At 65.1% G+C, this 14,930-nt stretch carries 17 protein-coding genes; 6 read left to right on the top strand and 11 right to left on the bottom strand.

Features of this window, described 5'->3' with window-relative positions:
• Positions 1 to 23: 23 nt before the first annotated feature.
• The 9 genes from ACFJI2_RS23610 to ACFJI2_RS23650 all read right to left on the bottom strand — a co-directional run bounded on the left by ACFJI2_RS23610 (position 24) and on the right by ACFJI2_RS23650 (position 8,911).
• Positions 24 to 1,190 carry an L-threonylcarbamoyladenylate synthase gene (locus tag ACFJI2_RS23610; RefSeq protein WP_377702166.1) on the bottom strand — a complete coding sequence of 389 codons (1,167 nt, stop codon included), beginning with the start codon at positions 1,188 to 1,190 and terminating at the stop codon, positions 24 to 26.
• Entirely contained in the window at positions 1,187 to 2,395 is a 1,209-nt protein-coding gene (locus ACFJI2_RS23615) for a 5-(carboxyamino)imidazole ribonucleotide synthase (RefSeq protein WP_377702167.1), read from the bottom strand. Before ACFJI2_RS23615 ends, ACFJI2_RS23610 begins: the two co-directional genes overlap by 4 nt.
• Positions 2,396 to 2,399: 4 nt before the next feature.
• Positions 2,400 to 2,900 carry a 5-(carboxyamino)imidazole ribonucleotide mutase gene (gene purE / locus ACFJI2_RS23620; protein ID WP_377702168.1) on the bottom strand — a complete coding sequence of 167 codons (501 nt, stop codon included), beginning with the start codon at positions 2,898 to 2,900 and terminating at the stop codon, positions 2,400 to 2,402.
• Between the two features lie 2 nt (positions 2,901 to 2,902).
• Positions 2,903 to 3,796, bottom strand: coding sequence for a phosphoribosylaminoimidazolesuccinocarboxamide synthase (locus ACFJI2_RS23625; protein ID WP_377702169.1), 894 nt, complete (start codon positions 3,794 to 3,796; stop codon positions 2,903 to 2,905).
• Positions 3,797 to 3,912: 116 nt separating this feature from the next.
• Positions 3,913 to 4,977: a class II fructose-bisphosphate aldolase gene (gene fba, locus ACFJI2_RS23630; protein WP_107980291.1), complete on the bottom strand. Its 1,065-nt coding sequence runs from the start codon at positions 4,975 to 4,977 to the stop codon at positions 3,913 to 3,915.
• Positions 4,978 to 5,026: 49 nt separating this feature from the next.
• On the bottom strand, positions 5,027 to 6,475 hold the full coding sequence (pyk, locus tag ACFJI2_RS23635; protein WP_107873930.1) for a pyruvate kinase: 1,449 nt from the start codon (positions 6,473 to 6,475) through the stop codon (positions 5,027 to 5,029).
• An 86-nt stretch (positions 6,476 to 6,561) separates the two neighbouring features.
• A complete protein-coding gene (locus ACFJI2_RS23640) occupies positions 6,562 to 7,770 on the bottom strand; it encodes a phosphoglycerate kinase (protein ID WP_377702170.1) in 1,209 nt (402 codons plus the stop codon).
• Positions 7,771 to 7,833: 63 nt separating this feature from the next.
• Positions 7,834 to 8,166, bottom strand: a complete 333-nt coding sequence (locus tag ACFJI2_RS23645) for an AzlD domain-containing protein (RefSeq protein WP_377702171.1) — start codon at positions 8,164 to 8,166, stop codon at positions 7,834 to 7,836.
• A complete protein-coding gene (locus ACFJI2_RS23650) occupies positions 8,159 to 8,911 on the bottom strand; it encodes an AzlC family ABC transporter permease (protein ID WP_107873921.1) in 753 nt (250 codons plus the stop codon). The genes ACFJI2_RS23645 and ACFJI2_RS23650 overlap by 8 nt, the downstream gene beginning before the upstream one ends.
• Positions 8,912 to 9,063: 152 nt before the next feature.
• On the opposite strand from ACFJI2_RS23650, the gene ACFJI2_RS23655 reads away from it, so the two are divergent.
• Genes ACFJI2_RS23655 through ACFJI2_RS23670 form a run of 4 tightly spaced genes read left to right on the top strand, consistent with a single transcriptional unit; the run spans position 9,064 to position 11,330 of the window.
• Positions 9,064 to 9,261 (top strand): zinc-finger domain-containing protein, encoded by a 198-nt coding sequence (locus ACFJI2_RS23655; RefSeq protein WP_057152971.1) that lies wholly within the window; start codon positions 9,064 to 9,066, stop codon positions 9,259 to 9,261.
• 22 nt (positions 9,262 to 9,283) lie between these two features.
• The gene (locus ACFJI2_RS23660) at positions 9,284 to 9,703 is read left to right on the top strand and encodes a YybH family protein (protein WP_377702172.1); all 420 of its coding nucleotides are present in this window, start codon (positions 9,284 to 9,286) and stop codon (positions 9,701 to 9,703) included.
• Positions 9,704 to 9,716: 13 nt separating this feature from the next.
• On the top strand, positions 9,717 to 10,709 hold the full coding sequence (locus ACFJI2_RS23665; RefSeq protein WP_377702173.1) for a YheT family hydrolase: 993 nt from the start codon (positions 9,717 to 9,719) through the stop codon (positions 10,707 to 10,709).
• A 3-nt stretch (positions 10,710 to 10,712) separates the two neighbouring features.
• Complete coding sequence (locus ACFJI2_RS23670; protein WP_377702174.1) at positions 10,713 to 11,330, top strand: DUF2946 family protein; 618 nt, start codon at positions 10,713 to 10,715, stop codon at positions 11,328 to 11,330.
• Between the two features lie 42 nt (positions 11,331 to 11,372).
• Here ACFJI2_RS23670 and ACFJI2_RS23675 read toward each other — a convergent pair whose 3' ends face one another.
• Positions 11,373 to 12,854, bottom strand: a complete 1,482-nt coding sequence (locus tag ACFJI2_RS23675; RefSeq protein WP_377705892.1) for a M48 family metalloprotease — start codon at positions 12,852 to 12,854, stop codon at positions 11,373 to 11,375.
• Between the two features lie 128 nt (positions 12,855 to 12,982).
• Here ACFJI2_RS23675 and moaC point away from each other — a divergent pair, with 128 nt between their 5' ends.
• On the top strand, positions 12,983 to 13,480 hold the full coding sequence (moaC, locus tag ACFJI2_RS23680) for a cyclic pyranopterin monophosphate synthase MoaC (protein WP_132137842.1): 498 nt from the start codon (positions 12,983 to 12,985) through the stop codon (positions 13,478 to 13,480).
• A gap of 136 nt (positions 13,481 to 13,616) precedes the next feature.
• Complete coding sequence (locus tag ACFJI2_RS23685) at positions 13,617 to 14,330, top strand: flagellar brake protein (protein WP_107873904.1); 714 nt, start codon at positions 13,617 to 13,619, stop codon at positions 14,328 to 14,330.
• Positions 14,331 to 14,410: 80 nt separating this feature from the next.
• Here the strand turns inward: ACFJI2_RS23685 and ACFJI2_RS23690 are convergent, their stop codons facing one another.
• Positions 14,411 to 14,923, bottom strand: coding sequence for a prepilin-type N-terminal cleavage/methylation domain-containing protein (locus tag ACFJI2_RS23690; protein WP_377702175.1), 513 nt, complete (start codon positions 14,921 to 14,923; stop codon positions 14,411 to 14,413).
• Between the last annotated feature and the right edge of the window lie 7 nt (positions 14,924 to 14,930).

Consider the following 14,930-nt stretch of genomic DNA (forward strand, 5'->3'; position numbering starts at 1 on the left):
GGACCGCTCCGGCGTGGTTCCTTTTACGATTGCAGGAACGTCTCAACAATACCAGAAGATCCGAAAGCTGCGCGCCGTAATCGATCGTTGACGCCCAACCATGCGTCGGTTTGTGGCGGCGTTTCGACGAGGATCAGTTCGGCGCCGGTCTGGTCCATGGCGCGCAGCGCGGCGTACAGACCGAAGGCGTAGCCGGCGGCGTCGGCGGGCATGTGCTGGTGCGGGCCTTGCTTTGCTTGCGGCTGCGGCGTGTAGTGGATGACGGCGGCTTGGCGGCCCTTGGCGGCCAGTCTGGCCAGCGTGTCCGCCAATGCTGCGCTGTCGCACAGGGCCACCGGGGCTTTCGGCGCGTAGTGCGATTCCAGCGTGCCGGACGCGCGCGGGGCGGTCTGGTCGGGCAGGTTGGGCATGACGCCGATCACGTCGGCGATGTCCTGCGCGCCGATGTGGCCGGGGCGCAGCAGCACCGGGCCGTGCGTGGCCAGGCGCGACAGGTCGAGGATGGTGGATTCGATGCCGACCTGGCTGGATCCGCCGTCCAGCACGGCGAGGCGCAGCGCGCCGCCCGGTGCAGCGGCGGCAGGGCTGGCGGCCGCTGCGGAGGAGCCGGCGCCGGCAGCGGCCGGGTCGGCCATGCGCGCGGTGATGGCGGCGGCGTAGGCATGCGCGGCGGCTTCGGCCGCTTCCGCGTCGTCGAAGGCCATGGCGCCGAATTCGTCGCGCACGTGCTGCGCGGTGGTGGGGCTGACGTTGCCGAACTTGTTGGCGGACGGCGCGGCCACCCCGCCCTTGCCGCCCTTGAAGGCGCTCAGCAAGGCGATCGCGACCGGGTGCGAGGGGCAGCGCATGCCCACGGTGTCCTGGCCGCCGGAAACGGCGTCGGGGATGTGGGCGTTGCGCTTGAGGATCATGGTCAGCGGACCGGGCCAGAAGGCCTCGGCCAGCTTGTAGGCTTCGGCAGGAATGTCGCTGCACCAGTAGCCGATGTCGGCGCCCGGCGCGATGTGCACGATGACGGGATGGTCCTGCGGCCGGCCCTTGGCGGCGTAGATGGCCGCCACGGCTTGCGGGTTTTCGGCGTCGGCACCGAGGCCGTACACGGTCTCGGTGGGAAACGCCACCAGCTTGCCGGCTTCCAGCAGCACGGTGGCCGCGCGGATGGCGGCCGCGTCGACGGCAGCGCCGCTCACGGCGCGATGCCCAGGATGGCGCAGGCGGCGTGCAACTGCTGCTGCGCTTCGGCCAGCGTCGGCGCGACAAAGGTCAGGTGGCCCATCTTGCGCGCGCGGCGCGGGTCGTCCTTGCCGTACAGGTGCAGATTGGCGCCCGGCAGCGCCAGAACCTGGTCCCAGGCCGGTTCGCGCGTGGCGTCGCTGTCGTCGGTGAACCAGACGTCGCCCAGGATGTTGAGCATCACGGCCGGCGAATGCTGGCGCACGTCGCCCAGCGGCAGGCGCGCCATGGCGCGCACCTGCTGCGCGAACTGGCTGGTGACGCAGGCGTCCATGGTGTAGTGCCCGCTGTTGTGCGGGCGCGGCGCCATTTCGTTGACCACCAGCGAGCCGTCTTCCAGCACGAAGAACTCGATGCACAGCACGCCCACGTAGCCCAGTTCGGCCACGATGGCTTGCGCCGCCGCCTGCGCCTTCTTCGCGCAGTCGTCCGACACGTTCGGGCCAGGCACAGTGGTGGTGAACAAAATGCCGTCGCGGTGCACGTTCTCGGCGATCGGATAGACCACCGACTGGCCGTCCGCGCCGCGCGCGGTCAGCACCGATACTTCGTAGGCCAGCGGCAGCATCTTCTCCAGCAGGCAGGTGACCTGGCCCATGGCGGCGAAGGCGGCGCGCACGTCCTCGCGCGAGCGCACGCGCACCTGGCCCTTGCCGTCGTAACCCATGCGCACGGTTTTCAGGATGCCGGGCAGCAGCGCGTCATCGATGGCGTCGATGTCTTCCTGCGCGGCGATCACCTTGTGCGGCGCCGGCTGCACGCCGGACTTGGCCGCGCAATCGACGAAGAAGCGCTTTTCAGCGATGCGGTCCTGCGCCACCGACACGCCGTGCGCATTGGGCGCCACGAACACGTGCTGCGCCAGGCGCGACAGGCTGTCGGCCGGCACGTTCTCGAACTCGGTGGTGACGGCGAAGCACTGCGCCGCCAGCACGTCCAGGCCCTGGCCGTCGCTGTAGCCGGCGTTGATGAGGCGCTGCGCGACCTGCCCTGCCGGGCAGTCGTCGGACGGTTCCAGCACGGCCACCTGGTAGCCCATGCTTTGCGCGGCTTGTGCGAACATGCGGCCCAGCTGGCCGCCGCCCATCACGCCCAGCCAGGCTTGCGGATTGGCGCTGGGCAGGAAGGGGGTGAACTGCGGTGAAGACTTCGAATTGCTCATTGCGTTATTCAAGCGGTAAGGTCATGGCCTTGGCCACGCCGGTTTGCTGGACGCGGAAGGCTTCCAGCTTGTCGGCCAGCGCGTCGTCGGTGGCGGCGATCATGGCCACGGCCGTCAGCGCGGCGTTGGCGGCGCCCGCTTCGCCGATGGCGAAGGTGGACACCGGCACGCCCTTGGGCATCTGCACAATGGACAGCAGCGAATCCTCGCCGCGCAGGTACTTGGACGGCACGGGCACGCCCAGCACCGGCACGATGGTCATGGCGGCCACCATGCCGGGCAGGTGGGCCGCGCCGCCGGCGCCGGCGATGATGGCGCGCAGGCCGCGCGCACGGGCGCTCTTGGCGTAGGCATACATCTCGTCGGGCATGCGGTGCGCCGAAATCACTTGCGCCTCGAACGGCACGCCGAACTGCTTGAGGATGGCCACGGCATGTTGCATCACGTCCCAGTCCGAAGACGAGCCCATGATGACGCCGACCAAGGGTTTGTTCTGGTCGGCCATGCTCATACCTTCAGCTTTTCGCCGGTCAGGCGTTCAATGGCTTCGAAATACTTGGCCTGGGTCTTGTTGATGACGTCCGCCGGCAGCGCAGGCGCCGGTGCGGTTTTGCCCCAGGTCAGGGTTTCCAGGTAGTCGCGCACGAACTGCTTGTCGAACGACGGCGGCGACATGCCCGGCTGGTAGGAATCCGCCGGCCAGAAGCGCGAGGAGTCGGCCGTCAGCACTTCGTCCATCAGGTGCATCACGCCGTTTTCGTCCAGGCCGAATTCGAACTTGGTGTCGGCGATGATGATGCCCTTGGTGGCGGCGTATTCGGCGGCGGCCTTGTACAGCGCGATGCTGGTGTCGCGCATCTTGGCGGCCAGTTCGGCGCCGATGCGGCTTTCCATTTCGGCAAAGCTGATGTTTTCATCATGCTCGCCCAGGTCGGCCTTGGCGGCCGGGGTGAACAGCGGTTCAGGCAGTTTCTCGGCCTGCTTCAGGCCGGCCGGCAGCTTGATGCCGCAGATGCTGCCGGTGTCCTGGTAGTCCTTCCAGCCGGAGCCGATGATGTAGCCGCGCACCACCGCTTCCACCATGATGGGCTTGAGGCGCTTGGCCACCACGGCGCGGCCTTTGACCTGCTCCACCTCATCGGCGGCCACCACGGACTCAGGCGCAACGCCGGTCAGGTGGTTAGGCACGATGTGGCCCAGTTTCTCGAACCAGAAATCGCTCATCTGGTTCAGGACCATGCCCTTGCCCGGAATCGGTTCGTTCATGACGACGTCGAACGCCGACAGGCGGTCGGTGGTGACGATCAGGATCTTGTCGTCGCCGACAGCGTAGTTATCGCGGACTTTGCCGTGGCCGAGCAGTGGCAGGGACTTGATGGAGGATTGGTAAAGGCTGTTCATAGCGGGGGGAGAGGAAAGATAACGCAAAGATAAAGCGAAACCGGCGCACGGGTATGCATGCCCGCCGGTCAAGAAAATCGGGCCGGGGGTGCCCCCGGCCCGTTCCAGACAGAATTTTACTTCACAATCTGCGCCAGGGCGCCGGCCTTGTAACGCTCGGCCATTTTTTCCAGCGGCAGCGGCTTGATCTTGCCGGCCTGGCCTTCGCAGCCGAAGGCCTGGAAGCGCGCGCGCACCACTTCTTCGGCGGCGGCACGGGCCGGCTTGAGGAAGTCGCGCGGGTCGAACTTGGATGGGTTCTCGAACATGAACTTGCGCACGGCGGCGGTCATGGCCAGGCGGATGTCGGTGTCGATGTTGATCTTGCGCACGCCGTGACGGATGCCTTCCTGGATCTCTTCAACCGGGACGCCGTAGGTTTCCTTCATGTCGCCGCCGAATTCGCGGATGATGGCCAGCAGTTCCTGCGGCACCGACGAGGAGCCGTGCATCACCAGGTGGGTGTTCGGGATGCGGGCGTGGATTTCCTTGATGCGGTCGATCGCCAGGATGTCGCCGGTCGGCTTGCGGGTGAACTTGTAGGCGCCGTGCGAGGTGCCGATGGCGATGGCCAGCGCGTCGCACTGGGTGCGCTGCACGAAGTCGGCCGCTTGCGCCACGTCGGTCAGCAGCATTTCGCGGGTCATGGTGCCTTCGGCGCCGTGGCCGTCTTCCTTGTCGCCCTTCATGGTTTCCAGCGAACCGAGCACGCCCAGTTCCGCTTCCACCGTCACGCCGATGGCGTGCGAGAACTTCACCACTTCGCGCGACACGTCCACGTTGTATTCGTAGGAGGCGACCGACTTGCCGTCCGCTTCCAGCGAGCCGTCCATCATCACCGAGGTGAAGCCGGAGCGGATCGCGGCCATGCACACCGCCGGCGACTGGCCGTGGTCCTGGTGCATGACGACAGGGATGTGCGGGTAGGCTTCGACGGCGGCGTCGATCAGGTGGCGCAGGAAGGCTTCGCCTGCGTATTTGCGGGCGCCGGCCGACGCTTGCATGATGACCGGGCTGTTCAGAGCATCGGCGGCAGCCATGATGGCCTGCACTTGCTCCAGGTTGTTGACGTTGAATGCAGGGATGCCATAGCCGTTTTCAGCGGCATGGTCCAGCAGTTGGCGCATGGATACGAGGGACATGGTATTACTCCAAACAATAAAAAAATCGGTGCGGAAATCAGGCGAATGGTCAGGAGAACTCGCCCACCTTCACTATCTTCAATGCATTCGTGCCGCCCACCTGGCCCATCGGCTCGCCCCAGGTGACCACGATCATGTCGCCCTTCTTGACGATGCCGTACTCCACCAGCAGCTCTTCCGCCTGGCGCAGCACGACGGCGCTCTCGGCGCCTTGCGCCAGCTGGTAGGCGCGCACGTTGCGGTACAGCGAAGCCTTGCGGGCGGTGGTCACGCTCGGCGTGAGCGCGAAAATCGGGGTGTCGATGCTGTGGCGGCTCATCCACAGCGCGGTGGAGCCGGACTCGGTCAGCGCCACGATGGCTTTCACGCGCAGGTGGTGCGCGGTGAACAGCGCGCCGTAGGCGATGGACTGGTCGATGCGGGTGAAGCGGACGTTGAGGAAGTCGGCGTCCAGCTTGTTGTATTCGGATTGTTCGGCCTCGACGCAGATCGCGGCCATCATTTCCACGGTCTCGATCGGGTATTTGCCGGAGGCCGTTTCGGCCGAGGTCATGACCGCGTCGGTGCCGTCCAGCACGGCGTTGGCCACGTCGGACACTTCGGCGCGGGTCGGCACGGCGTTGACGATCATCGATTCCATCATCTGGGTCGCGGTGATGGCCAGCTTGTTCGATTCGCGCGCCATCTTGATCATGCGCTTTTGCAGCGCCGGCACGGCGGCGTTGCCCACTTCCACGGCCAGGTCGCCGCGCGCCACCATGATGCCGTCGGACGCGTCCAGGATCTCCTGCAGCGCCGGTATGGCTTCGGCGCGCTCGATCTTGGCGATCATCATCGGCTTGTGGTGGTAAGGCTCGCCGGCGATATTGGCCAGCTGGCGCGCCATGGCCATGTCGGTGGCGCTTTTCGGGAAGGAGATGGCCAGGTAGTCGCACTGGAAGCTCATCGCGGTCTTGATGTCTTCCATGTCCTTGGCGGTCAGGGCCGGCGCGGTCAGGCCGCCGCCCTGGCGGTTGATGCCCTTGTTGTTGGACAGGTCGCCGCCGATCTTCACGGTGGTGTGGATTTCGCTGCCGCTGATGCGGTCCACCACCAGCACGATCAGGCCGTCGTTCAGCAGCAGCACGTCGCTGGCGCGCACGTCGGTCGGCAGCGCCTTGTAGTCCAGGCCCACGCGCTCCTGGTTGCCCAGTTCGCCGTTCTCGCCCCACTTCGCGTCCAGGATGAACTTGTCGCCGTTGGCCAGCTCGATGCGGCCATGCTCGAACTTGCCGATGCGGATTTTCGGTCCCTGCATGTCCGCCATGATGGCCACCTCGCGGCCGCACTCGGCGGCGGCCTTGCGCACCAGCGCGGCGCGCTCGATATGGTCCTGCGCCTTGCCGTGCGAGAAATTCAGGCGCACGACGTCAACGCCGGCCCGTATCATTTTGACCAGGATGCCGAAGTCGGTGGAAGCGGGGCCGATGGTGGCGACAATTTTGGTACCACGGGACATAAAGTTCCTTTGCGGAGTTGGCGGGTTACGCGCCTGCGGCGCTAACCCGCCCTACGTGCGAACCGGCGCGACGGCCGTGGGACGGGTCAGGCGCGTTGAACCAGGATTTCCACTGCAGGCAGGGTCTTGCCTTCCAGGAACTCAAGGAAAGCGCCGCCACCAGTCGAGATATAACCAATTTTATCGGTAATGTCATATTTTGCAATCGCCGCCAGCGTATCGCCGCCGCCGGCGATCGAATAAGCCTTCGAGTTGGCGATGGCCAGCGCCAGCGTCTTGGTGCCTTCGCCGAACTGGTCGAACTCGAACACGCCGACCGGGCCGTTCCACACCACGGTGCCGGCGGCGGCGATCTTGTCGGCCAGCAGCTTGGCGGTTTTCGGGCCGATGTCCAGGATCATGTCGTCGTCCGCCACGTCGGCCACGTCTTTCGTGGTGGCCGCTGCGGTGGGCGAGAATTCCTTGGCGCACACCACGTCCAGCGGGATCGGCACTTCGGCGCCGCGCGCGGCCATGATGTCGATGATGGCTTTCGCTTCGGCCACCAGGTCGTTCTCCACCAGCGACTTGCCGATGTTCAGGCCAACCGCCTTCATGAAGGTGTTGGCGATGCCGCCGCCCACGATCAGGCCGTCCACTTTTTCGGACAGCGCCTTCAGGATGGACAGCTTGGACGACACCTTGGAACCGGCCACGATGGCCAGCAGCGGACGGGCCGGGGCGCCCAGCGCCTTGCCCAGCGCGTCCAGTTCGGCCGCCAGCAGCGGGCCGGCGGCAGCCACCGGCGCGAACTTGGCGATGCCGTGGGTGGACGCTTCGGCGCGGTGCGCGGTGCCGAAAGCGTCGTTGACGTAGACGTCGCACAGCGCGGCCATCTTCTGCGCCAGCTCATCCGAATTCTTCTTTTCGCCCTTGTTCACGCGGACGTTTTCCAGCAGCACCACCTGGCCGTTTTGCAGGTTTTCCAGGCCGGCGCCGTCCACCCAGTTCTGCTTCAGTTCCACCGGCTGGCCGAGCAGCTCGGACAGGCGCTTGGCAACCGGCGCCAGGCTGTCTTCCGGCTTGAACTCGCCTTCGGTGGGGCGGCCCAGGTGCGAGGTGACCATCACTTTGGCGCCAGCGGCAACGGCGGCGCGGATGGCCGGCACGGAGGCGCGGATGCGGGTGTCTTCCGTGATGTTGCCGGCGTCATCTTGCGGCACGTTCAAGTCGGCGCGGATGAACACGCGCTTGCCTTGCAGCGCATTTTGGTCGATCAGATCTTGCAGACGAATGAAGTTCAGAACAGCTTGCATGGCTACCCAAAGGACGAAGGTTGGAAAGACCGCTATTCTACCGCAACGCAGCGCACGATTCCCTTAGAAAATATGCAACACTCTCAGGGCGGTGAAGAAAGCCATGCCGAAAATGATGGTTTCCAACATGTTACGCCGCACCACGTAAAACGCGATGGACACGGCGCCGGACACCAGTTTCAGGTTGTCCAAACCGATATGGACCTGGCCGCCCGGCTCCAGCAGCAGGTCCGGCGCGACGATGGCCGCCAGCGCGCAGGCCGGCGCGTAGCGCAGCATGTCATGGACCCGTTTCGGGATGGCGATGTGGTGGCCGATGAGCCAGAACGAGGCGCGCGTGGCCGCCGTGGCAACCGCCAGCGCCGCGATGGTGAGCCAGATTTCCCAGTCAGCCACGTTTGAGCCTTTCCGTGAGTTCTTCCACCGCCATGGCGCTGAGCATGCCGACTATGACGGCGGCCAGCAGGCCCAGCTTGTACGGCAGGCCGGCGCCGGCCACCGCCACCGCGCCGGCCACGATCACGCCGCACACGGCGGGCCGGTTGGCCGTCAGCGGCACCATGATGCAGATGATGGCCAGCGTGCCGGCGAAGCCCAGGCCCCACTCGGCCGGCACCGTGCTGCCCAGCAGCACGCCGGCAATCGAGCCGATCTGCCAGGCGGCCCAGTTCGGGTACATCAGGCCTTTCAAATAGGACACTTTGCCGCGCACCGGCGTTTCGGTGGGGTATTTTTGCAGGAACAGCGCGGCGGTCATGTCGCCCGAGCAGTAGCCCAGCACGAAGCGCTGCCGCCACGGCAGGCCGGCGAAGTGCGGCGCCAGGATGACGGAAAAAATCACGAAGCGCAGGTTGACGGCGAAGGCGGTCAGGAAGATGACCCAGATCGGCGCGCCGGCGGCGATCAGCGGCAGCGAGGCCAGCTGGGCGGAACCGGCGAATACCATCAGCGTCATGCCCAGCGCCTGCGGCACCGTCAGCCCGCTTTTGACCATGGCCACGCCCACCACCAGGCCCCAGGCGCCGATGCCGAACAGCGTGGGAATGCCGGTGCGCAGGCCTTCGCGCCAGGCGGCTTCATCGTGCAGGGCGACATCGACAAGGGGAGACGCGGCGGCGGGGGCAGGAGTGGCTTCGTTCATGTGGTTTTCCTGCCACGCGCGCCTCGTTTCAGTGGAAGCGAACGCCATCGGCCGGTACTGTAGATCAGGCGCTATTCTACCGATGATTCTTGGAATTGCGCGAATCCGTTAAAATCGGTGTTTTCAGCCTAAGTTTCACGGAGATAGCCAAGATGACCCAAGCCACCCAAGCCGCAGCAGTTGAGCTCGACGGAAAAGACCTGCCGGCCCATTGCCCGAACCCAGCCATGCCGCTGTGGTCCTCGCACCCGCGCGTATTCCTGGAGTTCAACCACGACGGCGTGGCCAAGTGCCCGTACTGCGGCACCGCCTACCGCCTGAAGCCAGGCGCCGTGGTTCCCCACCACTAACCAACCCCGCCCGGAGGCTGCCATGCCAAAAAAGCAATTAAACGGTAGCGCAAGCGAAGTCGAAGCCGCTTTTTACGACGCGCTGAACCGGGCCGACGTCGAAGCGCTGATGGCGCTGTGGGCCGACGACGAGGAAATCGCCTGCATCCACCCGGGCGGCCCGCGCCTGGTGGGGCACCGTGCGATCCGCGAATCGTGGTCCATCATCCTCGAGCACGGCGGCCTGCACATCCGGCCGGCGGTGCTGCACGAGACGCATAACCTGATGAGCTCGATCCACTCCGTGGTCGAGGGCACCACCGCCGCCACCGGCGAGCCGGCCCACCTGGTGGCCAGCAACGTCTACATCAAGACGCCGAAGGGCTGGCGCATCGTGCTGCGCCACGTGTCCGTGGCGCCCGGTCCTATCCCGGTGGACAACCCGGCGCAGGTGCTGCACTAAGCCGCGTTCAGCCATGAAGTACACCGCACCACTGTGGCTGCCCAGCGGCCACCTGCAAACCATCTACCCGGCCACCTGCATCAGCAAGCCGCCGGTGCCCTTCCGCCGCGAGCGCTGGCAGGCGCCGGACGGCGATTTCATCGATGTCGATTTTGTCGACGGCCAGCCCGGCCAGCCTTTCGTGGTGCTGTTCCACGGCCTGGAAGGCTCGTCCGACAGCCACTACGCGCGCTCGCTGATGGCCGACGTGCGTGCGCGCGGCTGGTCCGGCGCGGTGCCGCACTTCCGCGGCTGCTCGGGCGAGGCCAACCTGGCGCCGCGCTTCTACCATTCCGGCGACGCGGCCGAAATCGACTGGATCATCCGCCGCCTGCACGCGCGCGCGAAAGACGCCGCGTGCAGCCGTTTTTACGCCACCGGCGTATCGCTGGGCGGCAATGCGCTGCTGCGCTGGCTGGGCGAGTCGCAGCATGGCGCCGAGATCGTGGACGCGGCGTGCGCGGTGTCGGCCCCGCTGGACCTGGCGCGCGGCGGCGAGTCGCTGTCGCGCGGCTTCAACCGCATCTACACGCGCATGTTCCTGAACACGCTGAAACCCAAGTGCGTGGCCAAGCTGAAGCAGTTCCCCGGCCTGTACGACCTCAACGCGCTGATGGCCGCCAAGGACCTGTACACCTTCGACAACGTGGTGACCGCGCCGCTGCACGGCTACCGCAATACCGACGACTACTGGGACCGCGCCAGCGCCAAGCACGTGCTGCTCGACATCACGGTGCCGACCCTGGTGCTGAACGCCAAAAACGATCCCTTCCTGCCCGGCATCCATTTGCCGCGCCGCGCAGCGGCCAGCGTGCTGCTGGACTATCCGGAGCAAGGCGGCCATGTCGGCTTCGCCGTGGGCGCGCCGCCCGGCTCGCTGGACTGGCTGCCCCGGCGCATGATCCATTTCCTCGAAGGCGAGAACGCCAGCAGTGCGTCCGGCCAAGGCCAGATGTGCGAAGCTTGAACTATGGATGACATCGTAAAACAAGCGCTGGCCAAATGGCCGAACGTGCCCCACTGCTACGGCTGGCTGGGTCTGGACGCGCGCGGCAACTGGCGCATGCGCGACGAGCGCGCGCAGCATTTCAACCTGCCCGGCGACAAGCTGACCAATCCTGCGCTGGTGGGCTTTATTGTGCGCAATTACGCGAGCGACGAGCGTGGCTGCTGGTATTTCCAGAACGGTCCGCAGCGGGTGTACCTGAACCTGGAGACCACGCCGTACGTGGCGCGCACCGATCCGGCGCAGGGCTTTGTGCTGCATACCGGCGAGGCGCTGGGCGAGCCGGAGGCGGCTTACCTGACCGAGGATGGCGAACTGCTGCTGCAGCGCGGCGCCGTGGTGGCGCAGCTGGACGACCGCGACGTGGGGCAGGCCCTGGAACGGCTGGAGATGGACGGTCACGCCATCGGCGACGAGACGCTGCTGGCGTGGCTGGCAGATGGCGCCGCCACCGCCGCGCTGTCCCTGCGCACCGGCGCGGGCGCCGGCAAGCACACCGTACCCGTGCAGCGCCTGCGCCGCGCCGACATCCCTGCCCGCTTCGGCTTTGTGCGCCTGCCACAGCCGGACGCGGCACCTTGACGCCCGGCGGGTTAGGCGCAGCCGTAACCCGCCGAGCGCCGCCTAAGGCTCCTTATACTTATCCCCCATCGCATCCTTGCGCCGCTGCTTGAGTTCGCGTTCACGCGCATCGATCTGCGCCTGGTCATAAAACGACGCATCCTTCGACTTGCGCGCCAGGTTCAGCTGATCCAGCGCCGCCAGCGTCCCTCCCTGCAGCGTATAAGATTCCGCCAGCGCCATATGCTGCAAAGCCATCTTGCCCTGCTTCGAATACGCCTTGGCCAGCAAATCATGCACCTCCGGCTCGTCCTTGTAGAACTGCGCCTGCTCGCGCAGGAAGCGCGCCGCCTCCTCCAGCTGGCCGGACGCGATCATCGCCTCCGCGTACTGGTGCGCAATGCCGCGCGACAGCGGGAACTGCTGATGCGCCGCCGTCGCCTCCTTCAGCGCCGCCGCGATCATCGCCTGATTCGACTCCTGCGCCAGCTTGATATCCAGCGACAAACTCGTAAACACAGTCGGCGCCGTATCCCGCTTGCCCATGCCGAACACGCCGGCCGGCATCGGCGCCTCGATGGTGGCGCGCGCCTTGTCCAGCCAGCGCTGCGCCGCCGCGAAATCGTTCTTCTTGAACATGGCAAACGCCATGCCGTACTGCCCCGCCGTCTTCTGCTGGCGGTTGTCCTGCTCCATCAAACCCTCGAAATACTGGATCGACTCCGCCAGGCCCTGCGTGCTCAAGTCCTGCAGCACCCGCGCGCGCGAACGCACCAGGTAGAAAGCCAGGCTGTCGAGCCGCTGCTTGTAGGGCTGCTCGCGGATGCGGGCCTGGATGTCGGCGATGCGCTCGGTGGTCAAAGGGTGCGTCAGCAGATAGGCCGGCACCAGGTCGCTATAGTTGCGGCTGGCCGTCTGCATGCGCTGGAAGAAGGCCACCATGCCGCTGGTGTCGAAGCCCGCCTCGCCCATGATCTGGAAACCGACCCGGTCCGCCTCGCGCTCGGCGTCGCGGCCGAAGTTCAACTGGCGCTGGATGGCCAGGCCCTGCCCGCCCATCATCACGCCCATGGCCGCGTCCGGACTGGACTTGGCGGCCAGCACGGCCAGTATCATGGCCGCCAGCGGGATCAGCGCGTCCTGCTTTTGCTGCCCCAGCTGGCGCGCGATGTGGCGCTGCGCCACGTGGCCGATCTCGTGGCCCAGCACGGACGCCAGCTCGGATTCCGTCTGCGCCGCCAGCAGCAGCGCCGAGTGCACGGCGATGAAGCCGCCTGGCAGCGCGAACGCGTTCAGCTGGCCGTCGCGCACGGCGAAGAAGAAGTAGTTGAAGCCGGCCTCGCCGCGCGCGCCCGGGTGCGCCGTCACCAGCGTGTTGCCCAGCGTGTTCAGGTATTCGAGGATGGGGGCATCGTCCAGGTAATCCTTGTTGCTGCGGATGTCATACATGATCTCCTCGCCCAGCTTGCGCTCGATCAGCGGCGACAGCTCCTGCCGCTCGGTGTCGCCGAGGCTGGGGAGATTCAGGGGCTTGGACACGGGCATCTGCGCCATGCCCATAGGGGCGGCCAACAGCAGGGATGCAGCCAGGGGGAGCAAGCGCAGCAAAAAACGTTTTGATTTCACAATGATATGATACCTGTCGATACCCGCAACTGACGAACTATACTCCAATGACCAGCACCTCCACTCCCGACCAGCTGACCCACTTCGACACCACCGGCCAGGCCCACATGGTGGATGTCGGCGCGAAGCAGGAAACGCACCGCATCGCCGTCGCCAGCGGCAGCATCCGCATGAAGCCGGAGACGCTGGCGATTATTTTAGCGGGAAGCGCGAAGAAAGGTGACGTGCTGGGTATCGCGCGCATCGCCGCCATCATGGGCGCAAAGCGCACCAGCGACCTGGTGCCCCTGTGCCACCCGCTGGCCCTGACCCGCGTCACGGTGGACTTCACCACCGACGAAGCCAATTCCAGCGTGCACTGCAGTGCGCAAGTGGAAACCTACGGCAAGACCGGCGTGGAAATGGAAGCGCTGACCGCCGTGCAGGTCGGCCTGCTGACCGTGTACGACATGTGCAAGGCGGTCGACCGCGGCATGGTCATGACCGACATCCGCGTGATGGAAAAGCACGGCGGCAAGAGCGGCGACTGGAGCGCGACCAGCTAAGCCGGCGCAAGCGCTGCGCGCGGTAGCATCAACCACTCTGTGCAGGACAAAGGCTGATTTATTGCAATAGTGTAAAACTTTTGGGGCCGGTATATAATCGTTTTTATAGACATAGGCACAACAAAAGGTCGCACGAATGAGTAGTGGTACTTCGCCAGCCGAGATCAAGCCGCAGGAATATGAATTCGAGCAGATGAACCTGCAGGTGGGTGGCAGGATACAGTTCATCACGCACAGGACCATGAAGCCTATCCAGCATTTTTCCACGCTGATCGGCTGGGTGAAGGACGAGTACATGATCGTCAAGGTGCCTTTCGAGAACGGCGCGCCGATCTCGGTGAACGAGGGCGACAAGCTGACGATACGGGTGTTTTCGGGCGTCAACGTGTGCTCGTTCTCGGCCATCGTGCAGCGCGTGTTCGGGCGGCCGCTGTTTTATGCGCATCTGAGCTTTCCCGAGAAAATCCAGGGCACCAGCTTGCGCACGGCGATGCGGGTGAAGGTGGATATTCCGGCGCAGCTCAATTGCGAGGCGACCGGCAATGTGCCGGTATTCCTGGTGAACCTGAGCGTGTCAGGCGCGCTGATTGAGTCGAAGCGGCCGCTGGAATCGGATGATGAGATGGTGGCACTGTCCTTCACGCTGATCGCGCAGCCGGGGAACCGGCAGGTGCTGGTCAATACACATGCGAGCATCCGCAACATCAATGTGATCAAGCCGGCGACTGCCGACAAGCCTGAGGTGTTCACCTATGGTGTGCAGTTCGTCAACCTCGATCCGACCCACTACACCCTGCTGCAAAACCTCACCTACGAAGCGCTGATCGCAGACCGGCAGAAGATTGTGTAAGTGGAAAGCAAAAAACCTGGCCGCAGCCAGGTTTTTTTCGGCGGCGCCGCAGCGCCAGCTCAGGGCAATGCCGTGTCTGATTAGCCGCCAGCTGGGGTTGCTGGGGTTGCTGGTGCTGCTGGCGGATTGTTCTTCTTCAGAGATTCTGCCACGGCTGCGGTGCTGATCGTAGTATCAACAGTCCAGTGCAGCACAGCATCACCAACCGTCTGGCTAGGCTTAAAGGTGATGGTTTTGCCGTCCAGACCACTACCCAGGCCGGTTGCTGACAAAGTGGTGGTGATGGTGCCATCGACGATAGTCACCGAAGCAATTTCCTTGGTTGGCTTCCAAGCACTAGCATCAACGATACCGTTCGTGCCGGAATCACACGCGGTCAGGTCACCGTTGTTTTCTTGCGCGCAGAGCGCAATTTGTTTCTTCATCGAGTCAACTGACGACACCACGTTGGATGCTTTCGCCTTGCTGGTGTAGTCGCTGTAAGCAGGGATTGCCACTGCTGCCAGGATACCGATAATGGCCACAACGATCATCAGTTCGATCAGGGTGAAGCCGGCTTGGGCTTGTTTCTTCATCATTTTCATCGATTTCATTTTGTTG

The organism is Pseudoduganella sp. UC29_71, from assembly GCF_042693265.1.
Taxonomy (GTDB): Bacteria; Pseudomonadota; Gammaproteobacteria; order Burkholderiales; family Burkholderiaceae_D; genus Rugamonas.

Bases quoted from the DNA above. Each gene is read 5' to 3' on its own strand.
- ACFJI2_RS23615 (WP_377702167.1), bottom strand. From the start codon at position 2,395: ATGAGCAATTCGAAGTCTTCACCGCAGTTCACCCCCTTCCTGCCCAGC.
- purE (WP_377702168.1), bottom strand. From the start codon at position 2,900: ATGGCCGACCAGAACAAACCCTTGGTCGGCGTCATCATGGGCTCGTCT.
- ACFJI2_RS23625 (WP_377702169.1), bottom strand. From the start codon at position 3,796: ATGAACAGCCTTTACCAATCCTCCATCAAGTCCCTGCCACTGCTCGGC.
- fba (WP_107980291.1), bottom strand. From the start codon at position 4,977: ATGTCCCTCGTATCCATGCGCCAACTGCTGGACCATGCCGCTGAAAAC.
- pyk (WP_107873930.1), bottom strand. From the start codon at position 6,475: ATGTCCCGTGGTACCAAAATTGTCGCCACCATCGGCCCCGCTTCCACC.
- ACFJI2_RS23640 (WP_377702170.1), bottom strand. From the start codon at position 7,770: ATGCAAGCTGTTCTGAACTTCATTCGTCTGCAAGATCTGATCGACCAA.
- ACFJI2_RS23650 (WP_107873921.1), bottom strand. From the start codon at position 8,911: ATGAACGAAGCCACTCCTGCCCCCGCCGCCGCGTCTCCCCTTGTCGAT.
- ACFJI2_RS23655 (WP_057152971.1), top strand. From the start codon at position 9,064: ATGACCCAAGCCACCCAAGCCGCAGCAGTTGAGCTCGACGGAAAAGAC.
- ACFJI2_RS23660 (WP_377702172.1), top strand. From the start codon at position 9,284: ATGCCAAAAAAGCAATTAAACGGTAGCGCAAGCGAAGTCGAAGCCGCT.
- ACFJI2_RS23665 (WP_377702173.1), top strand. From the start codon at position 9,717: ATGAAGTACACCGCACCACTGTGGCTGCCCAGCGGCCACCTGCAAACC.
- ACFJI2_RS23670 (WP_377702174.1), top strand. From the start codon at position 10,713: ATGGATGACATCGTAAAACAAGCGCTGGCCAAATGGCCGAACGTGCCC.
- ACFJI2_RS23675 (WP_377705892.1), bottom strand. From the start codon at position 12,854: ATGCCCGTGTCCAAGCCCCTGAATCTCCCCAGCCTCGGCGACACCGAG.
- moaC (WP_132137842.1), top strand. From the start codon at position 12,983: ATGACCAGCACCTCCACTCCCGACCAGCTGACCCACTTCGACACCACC.
- ACFJI2_RS23685 (WP_107873904.1), top strand. From the start codon at position 13,617: ATGAGTAGTGGTACTTCGCCAGCCGAGATCAAGCCGCAGGAATATGAA.
- ACFJI2_RS23690 (WP_377702175.1), bottom strand. From the start codon at position 14,923: ATGAAATCGATGAAAATGATGAAGAAACAAGCCCAAGCCGGCTTCACC.